Origin of the sequence: Parasediminibacterium paludis, assembly GCF_042651445.1 — a bacterium.
GTDB classification, from domain to species: Bacteria; Bacteroidota; Bacteroidia; order Chitinophagales; family Chitinophagaceae; genus Parasediminibacterium; species Parasediminibacterium paludis.
In genome coordinates this window covers 75,172-99,531 of record NZ_JBHSDC010000022.1, presented here as the reverse complement: position 1 = coordinate 99,531, position 24,360 = coordinate 75,172, and the positions used below count along the sequence as shown (strand labels likewise).

24 protein-coding genes are annotated in these 24,360 nt (G+C 36.3%); 18 read left to right on the top strand and 6 right to left on the bottom strand.

Features of this window, described 5'->3' with window-relative positions; translation table 11 throughout:
- Positions 1 to 6 precede the first annotated feature (6 nt).
- On the bottom strand, positions 7 to 1,365 hold the full coding sequence (locus ACFOW1_RS10825) for a DUF3667 domain-containing protein (protein ID WP_379014221.1): 1,359 nt from the start codon (positions 1,363 to 1,365) through the stop codon (positions 7 to 9).
- A gap of 113 nt (positions 1,366 to 1,478) precedes the next feature.
- Here ACFOW1_RS10825 and ACFOW1_RS10820 point away from each other — a divergent pair, with 113 nt between their 5' ends.
- Entirely contained in the window at positions 1,479 to 2,312 is an 834-nt protein-coding gene (locus ACFOW1_RS10820; protein WP_379014220.1) for a hypothetical protein, read from the top strand.
- Between the two features lie 61 nt (positions 2,313 to 2,373).
- Here the strand turns inward: ACFOW1_RS10820 and ACFOW1_RS10815 are convergent, their stop codons facing one another.
- Positions 2,374 to 3,513, bottom strand: a complete 1,140-nt coding sequence (locus ACFOW1_RS10815) for a glycosyltransferase (protein WP_379014219.1) — start codon at positions 3,511 to 3,513, stop codon at positions 2,374 to 2,376.
- A 13-nt stretch (positions 3,514 to 3,526) separates the two neighbouring features.
- Positions 3,527 to 4,615, bottom strand: a complete 1,089-nt coding sequence (locus tag ACFOW1_RS10810) for a glycosyltransferase (RefSeq protein ID WP_379014217.1) — start codon at positions 4,613 to 4,615, stop codon at positions 3,527 to 3,529.
- A 260-nt stretch (positions 4,616 to 4,875) separates the two neighbouring features.
- On the opposite strand from ACFOW1_RS10810, the gene rpsO reads away from it, so the two are divergent.
- The 8 genes from rpsO (at position 4,876) to ACFOW1_RS10770 (ending at position 11,940) form a co-directional block, all read left to right on the top strand.
- Positions 4,876 to 5,145: a 30S ribosomal protein S15 gene (rpsO, locus tag ACFOW1_RS10805; RefSeq protein WP_379014216.1), complete on the top strand. Its 270-nt coding sequence runs from the start codon at positions 4,876 to 4,878 to the stop codon at positions 5,143 to 5,145.
- A gap of 211 nt (positions 5,146 to 5,356) precedes the next feature.
- Positions 5,357 to 7,519 carry a polyribonucleotide nucleotidyltransferase gene (gene pnp / locus ACFOW1_RS10800; protein WP_379014215.1) on the top strand — a complete coding sequence of 721 codons (2,163 nt, stop codon included), beginning with the start codon at positions 5,357 to 5,359 and terminating at the stop codon, positions 7,517 to 7,519.
- Positions 7,520 to 7,705: 186 nt separating this feature from the next.
- On the top strand, positions 7,706 to 8,011 hold the full coding sequence (gene rplU / locus ACFOW1_RS10795; RefSeq protein ID WP_379014214.1) for a 50S ribosomal protein L21: 306 nt from the start codon (positions 7,706 to 7,708) through the stop codon (positions 8,009 to 8,011).
- Positions 8,012 to 8,094: 83 nt separating this feature from the next.
- Positions 8,095 to 8,361 (top strand): 50S ribosomal protein L27, encoded by a 267-nt coding sequence (gene rpmA, locus ACFOW1_RS10790; RefSeq protein ID WP_379014213.1) that lies wholly within the window; start codon positions 8,095 to 8,097, stop codon positions 8,359 to 8,361.
- Positions 8,362 to 8,430: 69 nt separating this feature from the next.
- Positions 8,431 to 8,775, top strand: a complete 345-nt coding sequence (locus ACFOW1_RS10785; RefSeq protein WP_379014211.1) for a hypothetical protein — start codon at positions 8,431 to 8,433, stop codon at positions 8,773 to 8,775.
- Positions 8,776 to 8,911: 136 nt separating this feature from the next.
- The gene (locus tag ACFOW1_RS10780; protein ID WP_379014209.1) at positions 8,912 to 10,585 is read left to right on the top strand and encodes a helix-hairpin-helix domain-containing protein; all 1,674 of its coding nucleotides are present in this window, start codon (positions 8,912 to 8,914) and stop codon (positions 10,583 to 10,585) included.
- 143 nt (positions 10,586 to 10,728) lie between these two features.
- The gene (locus tag ACFOW1_RS10775; protein WP_379014207.1) at positions 10,729 to 11,133 is read left to right on the top strand and encodes a hypothetical protein; all 405 of its coding nucleotides are present in this window, start codon (positions 10,729 to 10,731) and stop codon (positions 11,131 to 11,133) included.
- A gap of 135 nt (positions 11,134 to 11,268) precedes the next feature.
- Entirely contained in the window at positions 11,269 to 11,940 is a 672-nt protein-coding gene (locus ACFOW1_RS10770; protein ID WP_379014205.1) for a hypothetical protein, read from the top strand.
- A 110-nt stretch (positions 11,941 to 12,050) separates the two neighbouring features.
- Here the strand turns inward: ACFOW1_RS10770 and ACFOW1_RS10765 are convergent, their stop codons facing one another.
- Both ACFOW1_RS10765 and ACFOW1_RS10760 read right to left on the bottom strand, forming a co-directional pair.
- On the bottom strand, positions 12,051 to 14,465 hold the full coding sequence (locus tag ACFOW1_RS10765; RefSeq protein WP_379014204.1) for a M1 family metallopeptidase: 2,415 nt from the start codon (positions 14,463 to 14,465) through the stop codon (positions 12,051 to 12,053).
- A gap of 324 nt (positions 14,466 to 14,789) precedes the next feature.
- Positions 14,790 to 15,371 (bottom strand): HupE/UreJ family protein, encoded by a 582-nt coding sequence (locus ACFOW1_RS10760; protein ID WP_379014203.1) that lies wholly within the window; start codon positions 15,369 to 15,371, stop codon positions 14,790 to 14,792.
- Positions 15,372 to 15,426: 55 nt separating this feature from the next.
- On the opposite strand from ACFOW1_RS10760, the gene ACFOW1_RS10755 reads away from it, so the two are divergent.
- From ACFOW1_RS10755 to ACFOW1_RS10720, 8 genes are all read left to right on the top strand, one after another.
- Positions 15,427 to 15,915 (top strand): DUF6702 family protein, encoded by a 489-nt coding sequence (locus tag ACFOW1_RS10755; protein ID WP_379014202.1) that lies wholly within the window; start codon positions 15,427 to 15,429, stop codon positions 15,913 to 15,915.
- 437 nt (positions 15,916 to 16,352) lie between these two features.
- Positions 16,353 to 17,912 carry a ribonuclease Y gene (gene rny, locus ACFOW1_RS10750; protein WP_379014200.1) on the top strand — a complete coding sequence of 520 codons (1,560 nt, stop codon included), beginning with the start codon at positions 16,353 to 16,355 and terminating at the stop codon, positions 17,910 to 17,912.
- A gap of 114 nt (positions 17,913 to 18,026) precedes the next feature.
- Complete coding sequence (locus ACFOW1_RS10745; protein WP_379014199.1) at positions 18,027 to 18,464, top strand: hypothetical protein; 438 nt, start codon at positions 18,027 to 18,029, stop codon at positions 18,462 to 18,464.
- Positions 18,465 to 18,581: 117 nt separating this feature from the next.
- Complete coding sequence (gene rplS / locus ACFOW1_RS10740) at positions 18,582 to 18,935, top strand: 50S ribosomal protein L19 (RefSeq protein ID WP_379014198.1); 354 nt, start codon at positions 18,582 to 18,584, stop codon at positions 18,933 to 18,935.
- 112 nt (positions 18,936 to 19,047) lie between these two features.
- The gene (locus tag ACFOW1_RS10735) at positions 19,048 to 19,266 is read left to right on the top strand and encodes a Sec-independent protein translocase subunit TatA/TatB (protein ID WP_379014196.1); all 219 of its coding nucleotides are present in this window, start codon (positions 19,048 to 19,050) and stop codon (positions 19,264 to 19,266) included.
- 78 nt (positions 19,267 to 19,344) lie between these two features.
- Positions 19,345 to 20,193 carry a twin-arginine translocase subunit TatC gene (gene tatC, locus ACFOW1_RS10730; RefSeq protein WP_379014194.1) on the top strand — a complete coding sequence of 283 codons (849 nt, stop codon included), beginning with the start codon at positions 19,345 to 19,347 and terminating at the stop codon, positions 20,191 to 20,193.
- Positions 20,194 to 20,243: 50 nt separating this feature from the next.
- Complete coding sequence (gatA, locus tag ACFOW1_RS10725) at positions 20,244 to 21,674, top strand: Asp-tRNA(Asn)/Glu-tRNA(Gln) amidotransferase subunit GatA (RefSeq protein WP_379014193.1); 1,431 nt, start codon at positions 20,244 to 20,246, stop codon at positions 21,672 to 21,674.
- Between the two features lie 46 nt (positions 21,675 to 21,720).
- Entirely contained in the window at positions 21,721 to 22,719 is a 999-nt protein-coding gene (locus ACFOW1_RS10720) for a lytic transglycosylase domain-containing protein (protein WP_379014192.1), read from the top strand.
- 49 nt (positions 22,720 to 22,768) lie between these two features.
- Here ACFOW1_RS10720 and ACFOW1_RS10715 read toward each other — a convergent pair whose 3' ends face one another.
- On the bottom strand, positions 22,769 to 23,374 hold the full coding sequence (locus tag ACFOW1_RS10715) for a DNA-3-methyladenine glycosylase family protein (RefSeq protein ID WP_379014190.1): 606 nt from the start codon (positions 23,372 to 23,374) through the stop codon (positions 22,769 to 22,771).
- Positions 23,375 to 23,418: 44 nt separating this feature from the next.
- Here ACFOW1_RS10715 and mnmD point away from each other — a divergent pair, with 44 nt between their 5' ends.
- Positions 23,419 to 24,084, top strand: coding sequence for a tRNA (5-methylaminomethyl-2-thiouridine)(34)-methyltransferase MnmD (gene mnmD / locus ACFOW1_RS10710; protein WP_379014188.1), 666 nt, complete (start codon positions 23,419 to 23,421; stop codon positions 24,082 to 24,084).
- Positions 24,085 to 24,360 lie beyond the last annotated feature (276 nt).

The following is a 24,360-nucleotide window of genomic DNA, read 5'->3' as shown; positions in this document are numbered from 1 at the left end:
AAAGTTTTAATGTGATAACGAAAAAGGTAAGGCGGCTACAATGAGAAAACTAATAATAGCAACTAAGAAAAACATGAAATATAACAATAAACATTTGATGAATGTTTTCAACCTACCTTGGTGGTAGAAGTTGCGTATGGATTTATATACGTAAAAAAATGTACCTAGACTAACAACTGATGCTAAAAAAGAGAAGAGTCCAAAATGAGAAAGACTGTAGACATAATTTAAACCCAACTCTAATAAGATCAATAAATAAACACCGATATAAAGGTTAACGATAAAAATAATATGATTAACATAATAGAATTGCTTTAATCGCCTATACAATAATTGCAATATTAACGCCATAAAAGGTAAAGTAATAAACATCACTTGAGGTATTTTATGCGTTACCTCTTCTCTGTTTTCAGATAATCCATCCAAAAAACCTTCAAAAGCGCTTCTACTTTTCGTATCACTATGTTTATCCTTCTCTTTACTAGATACTTTCAACCCACTGGTGGATACTGAATCTGGCTCATCATCGTCTTTCGTTTCTTCAATAGACACATCATCTACAATAATATCTTTCTTATTTATTCCATTTTTCAAATCTTGTAAACGCCTTTTTACGGCTGTGTCTTTGGTTTTAATTATCGAATCTTCCAGCTTTTTTAGATATACACTATCTAATTTATAATCAATTTTTTTGAATGTATATTTATTAGCTTTTGAGGAATCTTTTATTACGGTTTTCTGCGCGCTGGCGATATTATGTGTAATTGTATCTTCATTAATTGTATTACCAATAATAGACTTGCTGATTTTTAAAATACTAACAACGGTTTTCTGTTTATTAATTAGCTTTTCTTTAGCACTAGCATCTTTAGTTTTAAGAATAGAATCAGATAATATTTGATTAATAGCCTCTAATGAATCGATTACATGCTCCTTTTCAAAATTTGTTTTAAAATTTGCCTGTATACTATCGCCGATATTAAAAAGACCACCCTTATCGCTTTGTTCATTAGCAGCTATATTTTTACCATCCTTCCCCTTATGTTCTTGTTTATTTACTGAAAAATAAATTAAAAAGAAAATAGCCGACGTAAACACATACATTCTAATTGGATTCAAATAGCTGTTTCTACGTCCACGCATGTACTCGTAAGCTAAAAAACCAGGACGTAAAATAAGGTAGCGCAACGTATCAAAAAACTTACCGTCAAAGTGGGTAACATCTTCTATAAAATGCCTTACTAAATGTAAAAAAGATTCTTTTGGCTCCACATTTTCTTGCCCACAAACATGGCAAAATCTACCATAAATAATGGCATTACAATTAAGGCACTGCTTTTCCTTTCTTTCTTTTAAGTGAGACACGCTGTTAATATTTGGCTAAAAATACAGGAACAACCGATTATAGCCAATGATATGCTTTGATGTTTTTGGATTGTTAATAAACTTGCTTCTACATTTGAGGAAAATCTTCCGAGATGCGTATTGTTTTTGTAGTAGTTAGTGTTTGTTTTTGTAGCATTGTTCATGGTCAATATTATTACAATGATATTGTTGCCAATACATTAAGCAATCAACAGTTTAAGTTGCTAAAACAAGCCAGAGTTAAAAACATTAAAGCCATTAGCTATGAGCCGTCCGGGGAAGTAACACAGGGCTTTAGCATAGAGCAGGAAGTAAGCCCCGATTTTAGAAAAACGATTACAAATACAGCGCTTCAAGAGGGTACAAAAAGTACATTAACCGTAACTTATGAAAACAACAGGGTAAAGAAAAGCGTAGATGTCAATCATAAAGTAGAAACCACTAATACATTTACTTACAACGATAAAGGCTTACCTACCATTATTTCCTCAAACACCAGCGATACAGCAGTACAAATTAATAGCAGCGAAGTACATATTTGGACTTATAATGCCAATAATATCCCTGCATCCTTACTAAAAATTAAAAATAAAGTAGATACTACTTTTATTGAGTTTGTATACGATGAAAAGGGTAATATTGGTGAAGAACATTGGAAAAGAAAAGGCAAAATTTTTGAAACCTACTACTACTATTACAACGATAAAAATCAAGTGACAGATATTGTACGTTTTAATACTAGGGCCAAGCAAATGCTACCAGACTTTTTGTACGAATACGATGACAAAGGGAGAATTAGCAAAATGACCCAAGTAACCAATGGTGGCAGTAATTATTTGGTATGGACGTACACTTACAATGATAAAGGCTTGAAGGAAAGTGAAATATGTTACAACAAGCAAAAGCAACTAATCGGTAAAATTGAGTACGGATACTTGTATCAGTAAGCTTAAAATAAATTTGAGGCTTGGATTCTATCTCTTAAACTCGCAAGTTTTTGCAAAATAATTACGCATAATCAGTCCAAATCCATTGTACTTGCTGCGCAGCATTGGCAGCATTATTAAACATCCCTTTTAAAGCGATTTCGCGTATTTGTACATCTTCGGCTACAAAAGGCAGGTTTTCAATAGCTTGAACGGCTGCAATAAATTCATCGGCAGTATTGGCTATATGGCAAAGGCTTTCTAAGCCACTACCATCTACAGTAGCCCTATTTACCAAGCAATGCCTGCCGTTGTATAAGGCGTTTAACAATTTTAGTTTAATACCTGTACTGTGAAAAGATGGCAAAATATTCACATGCGCTTTCGCTATCATGTCCTGCATCTCTCTTTCAGAAGGATTGCTAACAATACAAGTATGCAACTGGGAATGTGCCAAACGTTGTAACTTTTCACTAGGATTTTTACCTGCAATTACAAAGGGGACTTCTATTTTGCTAAACACTTTTTCTAACAACCAAATAGCGGCTTTCTCATTGGCATCCACGCTTAAATCTGCTTGGTACAAGAAATAATTACCAATACCTGTAATACCCTTTACCTCCCAAGTTGGTGGCAAGTATAATGACAAATAATCGATGGTTTTACATTGATATTCATTACGATAATAAGCAACATCTTTATGTGTAACACCCCAATAGGCAGTTGCCTTATCTGCAATTGAAGCCTCATAACGTTTTAGTAAATTGCTTTCTCGCCAATAATATAATTTCTTTAATGGTGAAGTAGCAGTTTTATATAAGTCATGGTAATATTGGTATTCTACATTGTGTATGCGAACAAATTTGCGTCTTCGAGCAAATCTTTCATCGTTCAATAGATATGTACAATGTACCCCTTCCATAAAAATAGGATAATCATCTTGCAGTAAATTATCCAATAACGCATCATTTTTACGAGAAGCTACAATATAAGGTAGTGATGTAGAAATACTTTTATGTCCTTCTCTGCGCTCATAATAATTAACTGATACGCAATATCTATTTAATTCTTCTTGCGCACCACGCCCATAATTAAAACAATGTAGATGTATGTTTACGCCAGCTGCTTGTAAGGCAGGCAGCTTATAGAATAGATCGAACACACCGCCATAATTTACCGGATAAGGCACGTTCAAACAAATAATATGTAAATGCTTTTCCAAAATTTATATGGCTTTAAACTATCGTGTTCCAAAATTGAATCAATATTTTTTCTTCTTGTTGCCAATTTAGCTGCTCATTAGCTATAGCACAATTAGCGTTTAACTGTTGATATAAAACGTTGTCGGCCATTAAATTGTTCAATGCCATTGCAATTGTTTGCGGCTGTACATCTTTTATCATGTAAGCAAACCCATATTGGTTATTAATATGGGCATATTCAGGATAATTGACACATATTTGAGGTATACCTGCCATCATATAATCAAAAAAACGATTAGCAAGGGAGTAATATTGATTCAATCCTTCACTTTCAAATATGGTAACTCCAACATGACATTTAGATGTAATAGCTTTTAGTTCATTGGGCAATACTGCCCCCATTAGCGCAACCTTATCTTGTACACCGTATTGCTGTATTAAATCTTGCACTTGGGTAAAATAATTGCCGTTGCCACATATTAACAAATTGGCATCTACCAGTTGCATAGCAGGTATCAAAGTTTCAAAACTGCGACCTTCGTTCACAGCGCCTTGGTATAATATTGTAAAGCGAGGATATTTTTCTAATACATTGATTTCTTTTTTCAATGGCAGATTTCTTACTATTTGATAATCAACACCATAACGCCTTTTAAACTCTTCCTTAATAAACAGATTAACTGTATAGCCATGCTGAAAGCTTGGTACTACAAAACGTTCTACTGCTAGCCAAATTTTATGCACCCGAGGGCGACTTACAACCTCTATTAGTTCACTAAATAATTCATGGGCATCGTACACTCTAGGTTTACGTCTGATAACAGATGCGATATAATTGGGTAAAATAGTATCTAAATCAATGGCACAGAAGGCATTAGCTTTTGTAAATAACAAAAAGAATAGCAGTCGTAGATTATATTCTGTATAAAACAAAAAGCCTTTAGTAAAATAGCAGGGCAAGCGCTTTTGGATAAATGGTTGCTTTTGTAATGGCTTGGATTTTTTTAATCGTCTGCCTACTAAAACTACGCCATAACCAGCACTAGACAGCGACATACAGATACGCTGCATCCGTTGGTCGTAGCTTAAATCGTTGGTTACTGTACAGACTATCCGTGGCAAAATCGCTAAGTTTGGGGCAAATATAGCCGATGGTATTTTGGCAAAACGCTAGATGCGCCTTTTTTATCTATTTAAAACCAATACCATTTACAACCTAGTTAAGTGGGAATAGCGTGGGCTTTCCTATGGCTTTGCTAGCTATTTGCTGTATTTGAAAAAAAATATTTTTTAAAACTTTCTGCACTTAGAAAATTTCTCTTACTTTTGCAGCCATAAAAAATTTAAAAGAAGCAATACCGTTTGCTCTAAAAGAAATTAAGATGTCAATTACTAAAGAAAAAAAGATTAGCATTTTCACCCAATTTGGTGGTGCTGCAACTAACACTGGTTCTACTGAAGCTCAAATAGCTTTATTAACTGAGAGAATCTTAGATATTAGCAAACACTTACAGACTAATAAAAAAGATTTTTCAAGCCAAAAAGGTTTAATTCAATTAGTTGGTGAGCGTAAAGCTTTGTTAAGCTATATGCAAAAAACTAACCTAATGGGTTACCGTGCTTTGATTGAAAAATTAGGTTTAAGAAAATAAGGTCTCAATCCCCTTACAAGGGGGGTTTGGAGGCATTCATATACTTTACTGAATTCATTTTCTAGTATGTGCAAATCCCAACTTCTCTTTGATGTTGGGATTTGTGTTTTTCACTCATATCTATTTTTTACTTTCATTAGTTATTTTAACAAGATAATGGTAATGGCATTATATTAGCACATTAACTACATTATCACATTTAACGCCAACAATGTTATCACAACCAATACAATCGAGTTTTTTGCTGCCTAATGGTGCAGAAGTAATTATTGAAACCGGTAAGCTAGCCCGCCAAGCAGATGGTGCGGTTACCGTTCGTCAAGGCAACTGTATTTTATTAGCAACTGTGGTTGCCAATAAGGATCCAAAAGAAGGACAAGATTTTTTTCCTTTAAGCGTAGATTACCAAGAGAAATTTTCAGCAGCTGGTCGTATTCCAGGCTCATTCTTTAAAAGAGAAGCACGCTTAAACGATTACGAAATATTAACAAGTCGTTTAGTAGACCGTGCTTTACGCCCATTATTTCCAGAAGATTATTTCTGTGATGTACAAGTATTAATTAGCCTTGTTTCTAGCGATTTAGAAGTGTTGCCAGACGCGTTGGCTTGTTTAGCGGCATCGGCTGCTATTGCGGTTTCTGACATACCAATGAAAGAAATTATTTCGGAAGTTCGTATCAGCCGTTTAAATGGTGAGTTTATTGTAAACCCTACTAGAACCCAACTTGAGCAATCTGACCTAGAATTTATTATTGCTGCAACCGAGAAAAACCTGATGATGGTGGAAGGTGAAGCAAAAGAATGTAGCGAAGAGGATTTGATAAAAGCTTTACAATTAGCCCACGATGCTATCCGTGTACAAATTAAAGCACAGCATGAGTTGAGAGCGGCTAAAGGCGTAACTGGATATAGAGAGTATAAAAAACCAGTAGAAGATGCAGATATTAAAGCGAAAGTTGAAGCATTTGCAAAAGATAGAATTTACGAAATTTCTCGCAAAGGTTCTGCCAAACACGAACGTAGCGATGCTTATGCTGCTTTAAGAGAAGAATTAATAGCGAGTTTTGGCGAAGAAATTACCGATGTTCAAAAGAAATTAGCTAAAAAATATTATGCTGATTTACAATGGGAAGTTGTCAGAAGCATGATTATAGACGATCGTTTCCGTTTAGATGGTAGACAATTGGATCAAGTTCGTCCACTTGCGATGGAAATAGATGTATTACCTACTCCACATGGTTCATCATTATTCACTAGAGGTGAAACACAATCTTTAACTACCGTTACATTTGGTACAGGCTTAGACGAATTATTAGTAGAAAGTGCCGCCAAATCAGTAGATAGCAAATTCTTTTTACATTACAATTTTCCTCCATTTAGTACTGGTGAAGTAAAAATGATGCGTGGTCAAAGCCGCAGAGAGGTGGGTCATGGCAATCTTGCGATGCGTAGCCTAAAACAAATGATGCCAGGCGACGAATATGCTTACACGGTTCGTGTAGTAAGTGATATTTTAGAAAGCAATGGTTCGTCATCTATGGCTACTGTATGTGCAGGTTCATTAGCTTTAATGGATGCTGGCGTACCTATTCCTAAGCACGTAAGTGGCGTAGCAATGGGTTTAATTACACGTGAAGACGGTAAATATGCTATTCTTACGGATATTTTAGGTGATGAAGATCATTTAGGTGATATGGACTTTAAAGTTACTGGTACGCGTGATGGTATTTGCGGTGTACAGATGGACATTAAAGTAGATGGCTTAAGTATGGAAGTAATGATGGAAGCACTAGAACAAGCACGTAAAGGTCGCTTACACATTTTAGATGCGATGTACGAAACCATACCAGCAGCACGTGAAGACGTGAAACCACATGCACCACGCATGGTGAAATTGATTATCGACAAAGAATTCATTGGTGCAGTAATAGGACCAGGTGGTAAAATTATTCAAGAAATACAAAGAGAAACGGGCGCTACTATCAATATTGAAGAAGTAGGCAATACAGGTGAAGTAAGTATCTTCTCACCTCAAAAAGAAAGCCTAGAAAGAGCCGTGGCTTGGGTAAATGGCATTACTGCTATACCTGAGGTAGGCAAAACCTACGAAGGCACTGTAAAAAGTATCAAAGAGTTTGGAGCTTTTGTAGAGTTTTTACCTAAAAAAGAAGGGTTATTACACATCAGTGAAATAAGTTGGAGCCGTCTAGAAACCATGGATGGTGTGTTTAAAGAAGGCGATAAAGTAAAAGTAAAATTGATGGATGTAGACCAACGTACTGGTAAATTTAAATTAAGCCGTAAGGCCTTAATGCCAAGACCAGAACGCAATGATGCGCCACCAAGACAAGATAGACCAGCTAGTAATAACTAATAAATTACTAAAAATACCCTCTGAAAATGAGGGTATTTTTTTGTGAAATATTAGTTGAAATTGTACTGATTGGCTCAAAAACAAACATTTTTTCGAGGTAAATACCTGTTAAAATAATTTATTTAGAAAATCGTTACGAAATTTGAAGTTATACCCTTACTTTTGCCGTCCAAATTTTGGATAGTTATGTTAGCAATTGTAAAAATAGCAGGTCAGCAATTTAAAGTACAAGCTGGAGATAGTTTGTACGTACCTCATATTGAAGGTAACACTGGCGATAAAGTTCAATTCAGCGAAGTATTGTTAGTTGATAATGCTGGTGCCTTAACCGTAGGTGCAGACGTTAAAACTGTAGTAACTGCTGAAATAGTTAAAGACCTTGTACAAGGTGACAAAGTAATCGCTTTTAAAATGAAGCGTAGAAAAGGTTTCCGCAAGAAACATGGTCACCGTACACACTATACCCGCATTAAAATTGAAAGTATTGCTTAATATTTTAAGTAGGTATCAATAATATACTATTGTGCAAATGTGAGTAGTAGATTATCAAATTAAAATTTTCAAATCTTTATAAGATGGCACACAAAAAAGGTGAAGGTTCCGTAAAAAACGGTCGTGATTCTAACAGCAAACGTTTAGGCGTTAAAATATTTGGTGGTCAGCCAGCATTATCTGGTAATATCATCATTCGTCAGAGGGGTACACAATACCACCCTGGTAAAAATGTAGGCGTTGGTAAAGACTTTACATTGTTTGCATTAACTGATGGTTTAGTTCAATTTAGAAAAACTAGAGAAGACAAAACTTATGTTTCTGTAAGTCCGGTAGAAGTGACTGAATAAAAATATTTTTGTAGTAGGCAATTTGTTTTTACTTTTAGGTTATTAACTAACCATTAAATATCTAAAAACATGGCAACTGCAAAAAAAGCCGCCCCTGCAAAGAAGGCTGCTCCTGCAAAAAAGGCTGCATCGGCACCAGTGAAAAAAGCTGCGCCAGCACCTGCTAAAAAAGCCGCTCCTGCAAAGAAAGCCGCTCCCGTAAAAAAAGCTGCTCCTGCAAAGAAAGCTGCCCCAGCACCTGCTAAAAAAGCTGCTCCTGCAAAGAAAGCTGCCCCAGCACCTGCTAAAAAAGCTGCTCCTGCAAAGAAAGCCGCCCCAGCACCTGCTAAAAAAGCTGCTCCTGCAAAGAAAGCCGCCCCAGCACCTGCTAAAAAAGCTGCTCCTGCAAAGAAAGCCGCTTCTAAAAAGAAGTAGTAAATAAGTAAATAGTTTTACTATCATACTATTAGTCCCGAAGGTAACTTCGGGATTTTTTATTTTAGTAGTTGATGGAAATGATTACGTTGATTTGTAACGAATTTTATTTGCTTCAAAAAAGAAACAATCATTTATGGATAATTATGCGATAGCCGAAAACTTCTCGTTACTTGGTAAATTGATGGATATACATGGTGAGAATAGTTTTAAAACGAAATCTTACTCAGTTGCGGCTTATACCATTGAAAAGTTGCCTTCTCCACTAGCAGATTTGTCAGCCGATAAAATATTCGCTATTAGAGGCATTGGTAAAACCATTGGCGAGAAAATTGTAGAACAAATAGAAACAGGCGAATTACAATTACTAAACGACTATTTAGCCAATACACCACCAGGCATTATAGAAATGCTAAACATAAAAGGTATTGGTCCTAAAAAGATTTCTACCATTTGGAAAGAGCTAGAAATAGAAACATTGGGGGAACTGCTTTACGCATGCAACGAAAACCGCTTGATGCTGTACAAAGGTTTTGGCGAAAAAACCCAACAAAATATTAAAGAAGGCATTGAGTTTTATCTAGGTAGCCTTGGTAGTTATTTATACCAGCAAATAGAACATTTTGCACACAATGTGCATGCTAAAATGCAAGCCTTATTTCCAAAAGAAACATTTACGGTAACGGGCGCTTTTAGAAGGCAGCTTGAAATAATAGAAAAACTAGAATGGGTAACCACGCTAGATAAACAAGTACTGATAGATTTTTTAACGAAACATCAATTTGATTTGGTAGATGACGATGGTAATTATGCATCGTTTGTAGGTAAAGAAAATGTAACACTTGGTTTTTATTGCGTCAATAATTCCGCTTTTTACAGCACTTTATTTACTACAAGTTGTAGTGCAGCTTTTTTAAATAGCTGGAACAATATTACAGGTTGGGATGAAACTGCTAACTACGACAGCGAAGAAGCCATATTTGAAACTGCCAATCTAGCTGTAATACCTGCTTACTTACGTGAAGATGCTACAATAATACAACAAGCGAAAAGCAATAGCTTACCAACCATCATTACCACTGAAGATATTAAGGGAATTATACATAGCCATAGTAAATGGAGTGATGGTGTAAATACCCTTGAGGAAATGGCTAGTGCTGCTAAAACTCAAGGTTATGAATATTTGGTAATAAGCGACCACTCGAAAACAGCATTTTATGCGCAAGGCTTGCCTGAAGAAAAGGTACTAGCGCAACATATGCAAATAGCTGAGATAAACGCTAAAATGGCACCATTTAAGCTATTTAAAAGCATAGAAAGCGATATACTTGGTGATGGTAGTTTAGATTACGATACAGATATACTAAAAACCTTTGACATTGTGATTGCTTCAATCCACTCGAACTTAAAGATGAGTGAAGACAAAGCAATGTTACGCTTGATAAATGCCATAGAAAATCCATATACATCTATACTCGGTCATATGACGGGTAGATTGTTGCTAAGCCGTGGTGGCTACCCTGTAGACCATTTCAAAATTATAGATGCTTGTGCTGCCAATAATGTGGTGATAGAACTAAATGCACACCCAAGGCGACTAGATATAGATTGGCGTTGGATTAAACATGCATTAGATAAAAACGTATTAATATCAATTAATCCAGATGCGCATGCGATAGAGGGTTATGCAGATTGCAAATACGGTGTTTTGGTAGCGCAGAAGGCTGGCCTTACCGCTGCAAAAAATTTGAGTAGCTTTAATCTTGAACAGTTTGAAGCCTTTGTAGCAGCGCAGCATAGTAAACGGTAGTTGCATAGCGTACAAAGCGCACAAGTGTGCGACGCAACCACAGCTTTATTGGAAAACAAATGCTGGTTACCAAAAAATAATACTGAAAAAAGGTTGCTATTTCAAAAAAAGCATTATCTTCTCGTTCTAAAACGATAAGCTATATGATTAAGTTCAACGACATTAAAATTGGCGACTTTCTGCAAGCCGAATACGAAGGCCAACTATCTACTGGCGAAGTAGTAAACCTAAATGGTGACGAAAAACAAGTATGCGTACGCACCGATGTTCAAGAATTTTGGTTTGATACCGAACATCTCCACCCGATTGTGCTAGATGACGCGGCTTTACTAGACCTTGGTTTTAGTAAAGAACCGAATGCGGATGGCTCTGCCAAATACAAAAAAGGTAGTTTCAGAATTGTAACACCCGTAGATGGCGATTTTAGCAAAATGGAAATGTGGTATAGAGAAGATAAACGACACAACCCTAATGTGCATTATGTACACCAACTGCAAAACCAATATCTAGACATGACCAAGATACACCTGACAAGGGAACTTGTATAAGTATTTTGTATTAAAATATTGAAAAAAGCTACTACCTTAATTTGGTTAGTAGCTTTTTTAATGTGCACTTTAAAAGATATTAGCAATTTCTTGCGCTAATAGTTTGCTAATTTTGGGTGACTAAATACAAGCCATATGCGTTGGTTAATTGTTCCATTATTATTCATTGGTCTACAAAGTAGGGCACAATGTAAAACCTATCGTTTAACGTCTACAGGTGATACCATTAATTGCACTGATATGAAAAATCAAAAGCAAGGCAAATGGAAAATACGCATCGAAAGCCTACGTGGCGAACCTGGCTATGAGGAAGAAGGTGTATTTAAAAACGATAAAAAAGAAGGCCCATGGCGCTTGTATAGCTTAGAGGGCGATTTTATAGGGCTTGAAAATTACCGTTGGGGCTATAAAGACGGCATTTGTAGATACTATACCATTGCAGGCCTAGAAAGAGAAGAAAGCTGGCGCGCCATTAATCCAGAAAAACCTTACGATACCATAGATGTACCCGATGTTGTAGACCAATACAAGGTGATCAGAAAAGTAGTTAAACGGGAAGGCGAAACCTATAAAAACGGGGTTTGGAAATATTATAGACCGGGCTCTTTGTCGCTAATAAAAACCGAAAATTATGATATGGATAAATTGGTAATACCAAAAGTAGCAGGCGCAGCACCAACTGAAGTGGCCAAAACAGATTCTACCAAAAAAACACCTGAGCAATTGAAGACGAAAGAGATATTAGATTTTGAGAAAAAAAACTCTGGTAAAAAAGCTTTTAAAGTAAGAGATGGTAGAACGGGGTAATGCCCCAGCCCTAAAGGGAGTTATTAAATAAATAGTATAATAAAACGGTGCAGCCATTTGGCTGCACCGTTTTTATCATTTAATCACAAAAATCATTTCAATAACCAATATTATTTACCACTTTTTTCTTTAGCAATCTGCATTGGATTTTTGGTGGTAGCAGCAGGATTTCTACGGTTGCCCGCACCAGCTTTAAACAAAGCAAATTTGCTAGGTTCTGCATCTACTTTACCCCATACATTGTTAGCCTCATTAATATCAGCTGTTTCACGCAATGGATCTAATTTAATAGACACTGCTTTTTTAGTAGTCATGAAAACTTTGGTTACTAAGTTTTCATTCTTACGCCAAATCTGTGCTGGTATTCTTTCTATTTGATTTGTACCATCTTCAAATTTAAACTCAACAATAATTGGCATTACTAAACCACCTTTGTTACTAAATGTAATTTCGTACAAATGGGTATTTGCATATTTCGCTTTTTCTTCATCGGTTAACGCTTCTGGTCCTGCAGGCGCTGCCGCTGGCGGTAAAGCCGCTTTTGCAGTACTATCGTAAGGCTCAATACCTCTGTCGTATCTCCAATAGAAGTCTCTTAGCGTTGTATCTGCATCTACTTGAAACACAATTTTTTTATCTTCTCTATTTCTAATTTTAGAAATATCGTCAAATAAAGGTACTTGTGGTTTTGCAACACCGTTGCCACCACCAAATCCTGCACCACCTCTTCCGCCAAAACCACCACCAGCTTGAGCAGTAGCAGTTGGATCGAAAATGGCATGTTTTACAGTATCGATCGCAATATCGCAAGGCTCTGTACCGTAAAACCAGCCACGCCAAAACCAATCCAGATCTTCGCCACTTGCATCTTCCATAGTACGGAATAAATCGGCTGGTGTAGGATGTTTAAATGCCCAACGACGTGCATATTCTTTAAAAGCGTAGTCAAATAATTCGCGCCCCATAATGGTTTCACGCAATATATTTAAACCCGTAGCTGGCTTGGTGTAAGCATTAGGACCAAAATTGATAATATTTTCACTATTGGTCATAATTGGTTCTAACTGATCTTTTGGTAAGCGCATATAATCTGCAATAGACCAAGCAGCACCTTTACGAGAAGGGAATTTGTTGTCCCACAACTCTTCGGTAAGGTATTCTACAAAGCTATTTAAGCCTTCGTCCATCCAAGTCCATTGGCGCTCATCGCTATTAATAATCATTGGGAAGAAGTTGTGGCCTACTTCGTGAATAATAACACCAAGCATACCATTTTTGCTTGCTTCTGTATAAGTACCATCTTTTTCGGTTCTACCATAATTAAAGCAAATCATTGGATATTCCATACCATTACTCGCTTCAATACTTTGTGCTACTGGATAAGGAAAAGGTATAGAAAATTTAGAGTAGGTTTTAATAGTGTGCGCAACTGCCTTGGTAGAGAATTTACGGTACAAACCATAAGCCTCTTTACCATAAGCACTCATACACATTACTTTTTTGCCCTCAACATAAGCAGGCATGGCATCCCAAACAAATTTGCGAGAAGAACCCCATGCAAAGTCGCGGACATTACTAGCTTTAAACACCCAAGTTTTTGTAGCAGATGATGGTGCTTTTTCAGCTTTTGTGGCTTCATCTAGCGTTACTACTTCTACTGGTTCTTTTGCATTTTTTGCAGTAGCCCAGCGTGCTTGTTGTGCTGCGCTTAATACGCTAGCATAGTTTTGTCCTTCACCAGTAGCCATAACAACATGGTCAGCAGGTACTGTCATGGCCACATTAAAGTTGCCAAATGTTAGTGCAAATTCGCCACTACCAACAAATTGGTGATTTTGCCAGCCTTGAAAATCGCTGTATACGCAAAGGCGAGGGTACCATTGTGTCATTGTAAAAATATAGTTACCATCTTCAGGGAAATATTCGTAACCACCACGGCCACCTACAGATAAGCGGTCTGTGATTTTGTAGCTCCAGTCGATATTAAATTTAAATGTTTGACCTGGTTTTAACGCCGTTGGCAATTCTATACGCATCATTGTTTTGTTGATGGTATAGGTTAACGGTTTGCCCAAAGCATCCGTGATTTTAGAAATTTTGTCACCATTGCCATTGTCTTTTTTTGCATCAGCAAGTGCTTGTAAGCCTGCCACAGTTTGCGCTCTACCAAGTGTGGTACTAGTTTGGTAGCCAGAATTGTACACAGAACTATGTTCGTTTTCATCTAATTGTAACCACAAATAGGTTAATACATCTGGACTATTGTTAAAATAGGTAATACTTTCACTTCCTGTTAATAACAATTTTTTCTCATCAAGGGTACATTTAATGTCATAATCGGCACGTTGTTGCCAATACTTAGGACCTGGGGCACCACTAGCAGTACGATATTCATTTGGCGTAGGTAAAATAGTACCCAACTGCTCAAACTTATTACCGTGATTTGATCCTGGGTTATTCTTAATATCTTGTGCTGTAGCACCGATACCAGCACCCATCAAAGCAAATAATAGAAGCTTTCTCATTGCGTGTTGTTTATAGTTTAAAGTTTAATAGTTTATCGGTTAATGGTCTGTCATCACTTAATCCATTGTTACAGAACTGGCGTCCATTCTTTACAAACTAGTGTTTGCTTTTAGCAAACTAGAGTTCATTTTTTACGAACTAGACTTCATTGTAACGAACTAAAGTTCATTTTTAACAAACTAATGGTTGCTTTTAAAGAACTAGAGTTCACTGTAGCGAACACTAGTTCATTTTTTACAAACTAGTGTTCATAATAACGAACTGGAGTTCATCATAACGCAACTTAGTTCGTTGATTAGTGATCTTTAATGATAATCCATCATTTAAAATGGCCATCGCTGCAAGCACATTTGCATGGCTAATGCAAATACACCACCACTCATCCACAAAATATAATCGCGTCTTCCTAACTTCAACAATTGAACTAAGATAAGTGAAACTGTTAATACCCCTGCAACAATTAATAATTGCCCCACTTCTAGCCCTATATTAAACGCCAATAATTGCAGAATAATACTTTCATCTGTGCCAAGTAAGCTTTTTAAATAATTGCTAAAGCCAAGACCATGGATTAATCCAAAGCCCAAAGCCATAAAGTAAATGAAAGGAAACTTGCTTTTATACACAAATTTCTTCACAAACACATTGCTGATGGCTGTAATAACAATAGTTACTGGTATTAAAAACTCAATCCATTTTGTAGAAAAATGAACCAAGTTAAACGCACTTAAAGCCAATGTAACCGAATGACCAATAGTAAATGCCGTTATCAAAACGAGTATTTTCCGCCAATCGGTGAATTGATAACGCAGACACAAAGCCATTACAAATAAGATATGGTCGATACCTTGCCAATCGGCAATATGTTGCCTACCCAATGTAAAATATAATTGAAAGTCATTCATGTGTAAGAGTTGGAAATTAATTAGCACATTTGCAACTACAAAATGCAAATGTTAAATGGCAAATATCTTGGTTAGATGGTTGATTACCACAGCAATATTCTTTCATCCATTTTTTGTGTCGGTAATACAAATAGACCAAAACACAAAAGAAAAAAGTTTAGAAATAAGTGTGCGCATTTTTGCCGAAGACCTAGAAGCGACGCTGAAGAAATTTGGTAATACTACCAAGCTAGACCTACAACACCCTAGCGATAAAGCTGCAGTAGACAAGCTTGTAAATGCGTATATGCAAAATAAGCTACAATTAAAAGTAGATGGTAAGCCCGTAACCATGCACTATATAGGCTACGAACAAAGGCTTGAAAGTATTTGGGTGTATCTTGAAGTAGAAAATGTAACATCGCTAAAGAAGCTAGATATAAATTGTAATTTACTGTACGAATTTGAGCAAAAGCAAGCCAATATCATTCATCTGAAAGCCGCGGCAGGCGATAAAAGTTTTAAACTAGATAATCCTAAAACGACTACGAGTTTTGAGTTTTAAAGAACCTGAGGCTTTCCAAAATTTTCTGTATAATAACTTTTTTAATACAAGTAATATCATTGCATCAGACATTGTAATATCCATGTAGTAATACAAAATATATAAAATTAAAATATTATTAGTTCGGAGTATTTACGCCCTCTTACGTGGTTATAATATTTTTTATAATACCATTTTATTGTAGTTCAGGTTATTTTACTAAGCCTTAAAAAGTTAATTCAATTGCAAATTGGATAATTATTTTTTCATTCATTATCGAATTTATTAGCACTTTACAAACATCCTTTTATAACATCCATATTTCTTGCAAAATCACTTCATATTACAAAGCATATTTAATTACCTTCGCAGCTATCGCATTGTTTTTGAAACAGAAAAACAGGTTGTGACGATTTAGAAATATGATTTTGAACCATTTTTAAAAACTTGCCAACAGCATGGATTATTTAGTAATTATAATTGGTGTACTTGCACTAATAGTAGGAATTGTAGCGGGGAAATTTATTTTCGCTAAAAACACGCAACAAATAGTGGCGGATGCAGAAGTCAAAGCCAATGCGCTTCTTAAAGAAGCAGAATTAAGAGCAGAAACCTTAAAAAAGGAAAAACAACTAGAGGCCAAAGAAAAGTTTGTACAACTTAAAGCCGATTATGACAGAGACGTTTTAGAACGCAACAAAAAAATTGTAGAATCGGAAGCAAGAACCAAACAAAAAGAACTAGCAATAAACCAAAAAGAAATTGCGCTAGACAAACAAATTAAGGAAAATGAGGTTATTAAAGAAAACCTTAACAAGCAAATTGAAGTTGTAAATGTTAAGCGAACTGAGCTAGAAAAACATCAAGAAGAGCACATTCGCAGGTTAGAAAAAGTTGCTGGTCTTACAGCAGAAGAAGCAAAAGCGCAGTTGATAGAAGGTTTACGTAGCCAAGCTATTTCGCAGGCATTAACCATTCAGCAAGAAATTATTGAAGATGCCAAGTTAAAAGCCAATAAAGAGGCTCGTAAAATTGTTATTCAAACCATTCAACGTACTGCTGCTGAGCAAACCATTGAAAACACGGTATCTGTATTTAACTTAGAAACAGACGAAATTAAAGGCCAAATTATTGGCCGTGAAGGTAGAAATATTCGTGCCCTTGAAGCTGCAACTGGTGTGGATTTAATTGTAGACGATACCCCAGAAGCCATTGTATTATCTTCATTCGATCCATTGCGGAGAGAAGTGGCACGCCTAAGCTTACAGCGATTAATTGCTGATGGTAGAATTCACCCTGCACGTATTGAAGAAGTTGTTGAAAAAACACGCAAACAACTAGACGAACAAGTAGCTGAAATAGGCGAACGTACCGTAATAGAATTAGGTATTCATGGCTTGCATAAAGAACTAATTAGAATGGTAGGTAGAATGCGTTTCCGTTCTTCTTATGGTCAAAACTTGTTAATGCATAGTCGCGAAACCGCTAATCTATGTGGCATTATGGCTGCTGAATTAGGTATGAACCCAAAATTGGCTAAACGTGCTGGTTTATTGCACGATATAGGTAAAGTACCTGACGAGGAAACAGAGTTGAGCCATGCTTTGCTTGGTGCTAAATTAGCTGAGAAATATGGTGAAAACCCAGCAATTGTAAATGCCATTGGAGCCCACCATGATGAGATGGAAATGCAATATGTCATTTCACCAATCATACAAGCTTGCGATGCGATAAGCGGTGCCAGACCAGGCGCTAGACGCGAAATCATGCAACAATATTTGCAACGCATTAAAGACCTAGAAAACCTAGCCTTAGGTTACCAAGGTGTAGAAAAAGCATATGCCATACAAGCTGGTAGAGAGCTACGTGTAATAGTAGAAGCCGAAAAAGTAAACGATGGTGACAGCGATAAACTAAGCTTTGAAATTGCTCAAAAAATTCAAACAGAAATGACTTATCCAGGTCAGATTAAAGTAACAGTAATCCGTGAAAAACGCGCTGTGAATATGGCGAGATAGATCATTTAAAAACAAATTGAAAAAAATCCCAAATTCTTTAATAGAATTTGGGATTTTTATTTACATATGTATTATATTGCAATGAATAATATATTTCATAAATCAAAATTTCTAATGATGAAGAAGCTTCTTTACAAAACTTTTATTCTTAGTATGTCAATTTGGGCTATTTCATGTAGCAAGGACAGCCCTATTGCAACCAAAACAAAAAAAGAGCTACTAACCGGAAATACTTGGCTATATGATGAGTATTATAGAAATTATAATACAACCAATGCTATTTTGTATTACAAAAAAAACCAAGGAAGTAATTTACTCAATCTAAGCATTAATAGGGTAACCTATAAAACAGATGGTACGTACACAGAAATTAACGAAACTGGTGCCACGCTAAATGGCACTTGGATCTTTTTAAATAATGAAACCCAAGTTCAAGTAACAAATTCTTATGGAACCTTCACGTCAACAATTATGTTACTTGATCAAACACATTACAATTGGTTAGATCAAACTGCATCTAATGGTACTTTTGGCAAAATGATTCCACAATAAACGTATTTTAATTTTGAATATTAAAATATGTATTCGTATTGGGAAATTATCCTAAAAAATTTTATTTTGGAATATTACAATTAGCCCCTTACCTTCGCAGTCCGAAAAAATTTAGTCATGCAATCAGCAGTTCAATTTGTACACGAGCAACTTACAGTTAAGAAAGTACATCCAAAATTTAAAGCAGGTGACAATGTTACCGTAAATTATAAAATTGTAGAGGGTGGTAAAGAGCGTATTCAAGGTTTCCGCGGCGATGTTATTAAATTACAAGGCGTTGGTGGTACCGCATCTTTCACTGTTCGTAAAATTTCAGATGGTGTAGGTGTTGAACGTTTATTCCCAATACAATCGCCAAATATCGAATCTATCATCTTAAATAAGGTTGGTAAAGTTCGTCGTGCTAAATTGTTCTATCTACGTGAACGTTTTGGTAAAAGTGCAAGAATTCAAGAAAAACGCGTTAAATAATTTTTCTTACCCATATTTAAAAGCGGAAGATTTAGTATTAACTAAACTTCCGCTTTTTTGTTTCTCATTAAACTATTTTTTCTTTTACATTTGCTGTCTAAATTTTATTATTATGGGAGATTTATTTGCACCGCAACATTTAATACTAATCCTGGTCATTGTTGTGTTTTTATTTGGCGGTAAAAAAATACCTGAATTAATGCGTGGTTTGGGTAAAGGCATTAGAGAATTTAAAGATGCAAAAGACAACGTAAAAAGAGAGATAGAAGAACATATCAATGAAGATTCTTCTACAAAGAGCACATCAACCAATTCAACATCTAACAATTAAAAATTCTAATACCTCGCAATTTACTTACGAGGTATTATTTTGTTAAACATCTATAACACATTTGCTTTCCCCAAATTAATGAGCATTTTTAAAAAGAGAACACATTCAGATGCCACCGCAGAAATGTCTTTTATCGAGCATATCGATGTGCTTAGAAAACATTTACTTAGGTCTGTTATTGCTATTATTGGTGGTGCAATAGTAATGGCTGTGTACAATAGTTTTATCGTAAAAAAGGTATTAATGGGGCCTACACACCCCGATTTTTTAACCTATGTATATTTATGTAAACTTGGGCACCGGCTGGGCTTGGGAAACCAGCTTTGCCTAACGCAAATTAATGTTAAAATGCAAAGCAATGCTGTTGCTGGGCAGTTTAATGTGTATTTGAATATCATTCTTATTGGCGGATTTATTATTGCTTTTCCTTATATTTTTTGGCAATTTTGGCGCTTTGTGAAGCCTGCACTCAAGAAGAACGAATTGAGCAATACGAGAGGCGTTATTTTTTGGGTATCCACCCTCTTTTTTACAGGTGTTTTGTTTGGTTATTTCTTTATTGCACCATATACCATCAACTTTTTCTCTAATTTTTCATTAGACGATAATATACAAAATTTTTGGACGATTGGTAGCTATTTCAACACCATCGTACCGCTTATATTAGGGTCGGGCTTGGCTTTTCAATTGCCATTGGTATTATACTTTTTGGCCAAAATAGATGTTGTAAGTGCGTCTTTTTTACGTAAATATCGTAAACATGCCATTGTCGTAATTGTTATTGCCGTATCAATTATTACGCCTCCAGACATGTTGAGTACGATTATATGCAGTATTCCGCTAGTAATGCTGTACGAGATAAGTATCTTATTATGTAAGAATGTAGAAAAAAAACGCGCCAAAGACGCTATTAAAGAGTGGGAATAAACCCATATTGACAATATAGTATCTTTTTAAATAAAGTCAAACTCAATCAATTGTTCCGTTTCAATAATATTAAAGATTATCACCAGCAATTACTAAATGGCAATACCACTTGTGTGGCGGTCGTTGAATCTTATATCAATAACATAAAAGCCAACAACCATCTCAACGCTTTTCTAGAAGTATTTGCCGAAGATGCATTAGTGCAAGCTGCGGCATTAGACCATGCACGTATCAATGGTGCGCCATTAGGTAAGTTGCATGGCGTAGTAGTAGCATTAAAAGATGTGATTTGCTATAAAGGGCATCAAGTCTCTGCTGCTTCTAAAATTTTAGCCCATTTCACGTCGATATATAATGCTACAGCAACAGAACATCTATTAGCTGAAGGCGCTATCATTATTGGTAGAAACAACTGCGATGAATTTGCAATGGGTAGCAGCAGTGAAAACTCTGCTTTTGGTATTGTAAAAAACTTAATTGACGAAACAAGGGTACCTGGCGGTTCTTCTGGTGGATCGGCAGTGGCAGTTCAGGCAGACTTGTGTATGGTGTCTCTTGGTAGCGATACCGGTGGTTCTGTACGTCAGCCCGCAGATTTTTGTGGTATTGTAGGTTTAAAACCTAGCTATGGCCGCGTATCGCGTTATGGTTTAATAGCATATGCCTCTTCATTTGATCAAATTGGCATTTTTTCAAAAAATGTAGCAGATGCAGCCTTAGTACTGGAAGTAATAGCTGGTGCTGATGATTATGATAGTACTGCATCACAAAAACCTGTGTCCAATTATTCTGAACAATTAGCAGATACTAGTAAGAAATACCGTTTTGCCTATTTTAAAGAAACACTCAACCACAAAGGTTTAGATGCAGAAATAGCAGCCGCATTGCATACTACAATAGCCAACTTACAAGCAAAAGGTCACACTGTAGAAGCGATAGACTTTAATATGCTTGACTATGTAGTACCAACTTATTATATACTTACCACAGCAGAAGCGAGCAGTAATTTATCTCGCTATGATGGGGTAAAATTTGGGTACCGTGCCCAATTATCTGCCGATGATGATTTAACTGAATTGTATAAAAAAACGCGCAGCGAGGCTTTTGGTAAAGAGGTACAACGTAGAATTTTATTAGGTACGTTTGTGTTAAGTGCAGGCTATTTTGACGCCTATTTTACCAAAGCACAGCAAGTAAGGCAATTATTGGCACAAACAACCACTCATATTTTTGCTAATTACGATGCGATTATTTCACCCACTGTGCCTACCACTGCATTTAAAATTGGCGAAAAAAGCAATGACCCCATTGAAATGTTTTTAGGCGATATCTATACGGTTTTTGCAAATTTAGTTGGTATTCCGGCTATATCTATACCATTATTTACCCATAGCAACGGTATGCCTTTTGGCGTGCAAATAATGACAGGTCATTACGAAGAAGCAACCTTATTAAACATTGCAGCAACTATTAATAAGTAGAACGTTGTAATTACCAACTGCAATTGAAGCAATAAAACAGGATGTTATGACACAGTTACGCATCTACCATTTTTACTTCATTCTAGTTGTAGCTTGCGCTGTAAATAGTGCTTACGGCCAGATAGTTGCAGATACTTTACGCTTAGATAAAATAGGTTTTAAAAGCCTGTTTGCCAATGATACATTTAATCCCAATCAACCTTATCTCTCTCAGCTAAGCCCAAAAGCTGTGCCTTTTGTACAAGAATACATACGCAAGCAAGGCAAAGAATTGACTAAAATGAAAGAATGGGGGCGCCCCTATTTTGCACTTTATGATCAAATATTAACGCAATACGGTATACCTAAAGAAATGAAATACTTAAGCGTTATTGAAAGTCATTTACGCAGCGGTTTGGTATCCTGGGCAGGCGCCGTAGGCCCTTGGCAATTGATGGATTATGAAGCCAAACGTTTTGGGCTAAAACTTTCGCCAATAGACGAACGAACCGATTACACTAAAAGCACCCAGGTTGCAGCCAAATTAATGAAAGAATTATACGAGCAATTTGGTGATTGGTTGCTAGTAGTTGCAGCCTATAATGGCGGTGCGGGTAGAGTAAGGCAAGCCATTAGAAAAAGCGGCAGTAGAGACTTTTGGGACTTACAATATTTTTTAAAAGAAGAAACTAGAACACATGTAAAAAAATTTATTGGCACGCATTATCTGTTTGAAGGAAGTGGCGGGTTAACCACTATGACCAAACAAGAAGCCACCGATTTTAAAGCCAATGCTGCCACTAAAATGGTACAACTGCTTACTGACCAAGAGCTAGAAACTACAACTACAACAACTATTAATGGGCGTTACAATTCTAGAATTGTGATTAAGTTTTTAGACATGGATTTAGGTCAGTTTACCAAATGGAATCCTGATTTTGATAAGAAATTGTCTGTAGGCGAAAATTACCAATTGCGCCTTGCAAAAGATAAACTGCCAGTATTTGAAGCAAGAAAAAAAGAGATACTGGCCGAAAGTATTAGAATGCTGCTTGAAGGCCATTAATTTGAAATTTATCATTATATACCGCTAATTTCAAATCATAAATAAGAAATTACAAGTCTGGTACAGCATCTTTATAGCGCCATAAGTGCAAGCAAGCATAAGTTCTGTAGGGTTGCCACTTGGTAGAAATTTTAAGCATTTTTTCTCTGAAAGCCTTTTTATTGCTAGCATCTAGCTTGTATAGTTTTACCATCATTTGTTGAATGACTAAGTCGTCTATCGCAAACACATCTTCACGGCCGAGGCTAAACATGAGTAGCATTTCAACCGTCCATTTCCCTACTCCTTTTATTTGGGTAAGCAAAGCCACAATCTCTTCATTGCTCATGGCTTGCAACTTTTTATCAGTAATGTTTTGGTCTATACAAAATCTCGCTACATTTTGCACATAAGCCACTTTATTATTGCTCAAACCAATGCCTCGAAGCGTCTCAAATGGTGTATCTAAAACTTGCTGTGGTTTGGGTTCTTTGTCGTTGTACAATGCTAGAAACCTGCGATAAATAACCGATGCCACCTTGGTGCTTAATTGCTGACTCATAATGCTGGCCATCAAACGCAACGGGATATTTTTTCGCAGCTGCAATTCATGCACAGTTGTACCAAGCGTCACAGCTAGTTTTTTGTCTTTTTGCAAGTGTGCCACATAATCCATAGACGGAAGATACAGATGATTTTAAAAAGTATTTATTTGCACGTATGAAACGGGCTATCCAAATAACGAATGATGGCAGCACCACCATTGCCATACCAGAGAGAAATATTACCTATCATAGTACAAGTGGCGCTATCGGCGAAAGCTTGCATGTGTTTATAAACGCGGGTTTACGCTTTGTAGATACGGTACAAAACATTAAGCCCATTCATATTTTTGAAATGGGTTTTGGTACAGGCTTAAATGCCTTGCTTAGCTGGCAATATGCACAGCAACAACAAATTTTTGTTGATTATACAGCTTTAGAACTTTACCCAATTTTGCATCAAGAAGCCTCAGCGTTAAACTTTGGTGAATCATTACAAATGATAAAAGAACTGCAGCAACTACATAGTAGCGAATGGGGAAAATCTGTGGTGTTAGATAACCATTTTACACTTATTAAATTACAACAATCGTTACTAGAGCTAGCAGCCAATCAGCAATTTCATTTGATATATTTTGACGCTTTTGCGCCAAATGATCAACCCGAACTTTGGACCAAAGCAGTATTCGAAAAAATGTACCAAATGCTTACCCCAAGTGGCGTTTTAGTAACCTATTGCTGTAAAGGCGAAGTGCGGCGCAATATGATTGCTGCTGGATTTACAGTAGAAAAATTGAAAGGCTTTGCCAATAAATGGGAAATGCTAAGGGCAAGCAAACTGTGAGTGACCAAAGGCTAAAAGTGAATAGTGAATTGTGAATTGTTGGAAGAGCATTTCGAATTGATAATTATGAATTTGCTGGCAAAAAGTGGTAGCTGAAAAGGGTTGCAAAAAGCCGCAGTGTGCGACGCAACAGGTGCCAAATAGTAGTGCAAAATTTTGTCCCCAAAAAATAAAAAATGGCCTTTAAAATGTGGAAAATGAAGCACCGTAAAATAGCCTGAAAGCCTTTAAATTCCTTATCTTCACAGCCTTTCATAAAAACAGCATAGAACAAAA

Bases quoted from the DNA above. Each gene is read 5' to 3' on its own strand.
- ACFOW1_RS10760 (WP_379014203.1), bottom strand. From the start codon at position 15,371: ATGAATGACTTTCAATTATATTTTACATTGGGTAGGCAACATATTGCC.
- rplS (WP_379014198.1), top strand. From the start codon at position 18,582: ATGCAATCAGCAGTTCAATTTGTACACGAGCAACTTACAGTTAAGAAA.
- rny (WP_379014200.1), top strand. From the start codon at position 16,353: ATGGATTATTTAGTAATTATAATTGGTGTACTTGCACTAATAGTAGGA.
- mnmD (WP_379014188.1), top strand. From the start codon at position 23,419: ATGAAACGGGCTATCCAAATAACGAATGATGGCAGCACCACCATTGCC.
- rplU (WP_379014214.1), top strand. From the start codon at position 7,706: ATGTTAGCAATTGTAAAAATAGCAGGTCAGCAATTTAAAGTACAAGCT.
- ACFOW1_RS10775 (WP_379014207.1), top strand. From the start codon at position 10,729: ATGATTAAGTTCAACGACATTAAAATTGGCGACTTTCTGCAAGCCGAA.
- ACFOW1_RS10770 (WP_379014205.1), top strand. From the start codon at position 11,269: ATGCGTTGGTTAATTGTTCCATTATTATTCATTGGTCTACAAAGTAGG.
- ACFOW1_RS10715 (WP_379014190.1), bottom strand. From the start codon at position 23,374: ATGGATTATGTGGCACACTTGCAAAAAGACAAAAAACTAGCTGTGACG.
- ACFOW1_RS10755 (WP_379014202.1), top strand. From the start codon at position 15,427: ATGGCAAATATCTTGGTTAGATGGTTGATTACCACAGCAATATTCTTT.
- ACFOW1_RS10785 (WP_379014211.1), top strand. From the start codon at position 8,431: ATGGCAACTGCAAAAAAAGCCGCCCCTGCAAAGAAGGCTGCTCCTGCA.
- pnp (WP_379014215.1), top strand. From the start codon at position 5,357: ATGTTATCACAACCAATACAATCGAGTTTTTTGCTGCCTAATGGTGCA.
- tatC (WP_379014194.1), top strand. From the start codon at position 19,345: ATGAGCATTTTTAAAAAGAGAACACATTCAGATGCCACCGCAGAAATG.
- ACFOW1_RS10765 (WP_379014204.1), bottom strand. From the start codon at position 14,465: ATGAGAAAGCTTCTATTATTTGCTTTGATGGGTGCTGGTATCGGTGCT.
- ACFOW1_RS10820 (WP_379014220.1), top strand. From the start codon at position 1,479: ATGCGTATTGTTTTTGTAGTAGTTAGTGTTTGTTTTTGTAGCATTGTT.
- ACFOW1_RS10720 (WP_379014192.1), top strand. From the start codon at position 21,721: ATGACACAGTTACGCATCTACCATTTTTACTTCATTCTAGTTGTAGCT.
- ACFOW1_RS10735 (WP_379014196.1), top strand. From the start codon at position 19,048: ATGGGAGATTTATTTGCACCGCAACATTTAATACTAATCCTGGTCATT.
- ACFOW1_RS10745 (WP_379014199.1), top strand. From the start codon at position 18,027: ATGATGAAGAAGCTTCTTTACAAAACTTTTATTCTTAGTATGTCAATT.
- rpmA (WP_379014213.1), top strand. From the start codon at position 8,095: ATGGCACACAAAAAAGGTGAAGGTTCCGTAAAAAACGGTCGTGATTCT.
- ACFOW1_RS10780 (WP_379014209.1), top strand. From the start codon at position 8,912: ATGGATAATTATGCGATAGCCGAAAACTTCTCGTTACTTGGTAAATTG.
- rpsO (WP_379014216.1), top strand. From the start codon at position 4,876: ATGTCAATTACTAAAGAAAAAAAGATTAGCATTTTCACCCAATTTGGT.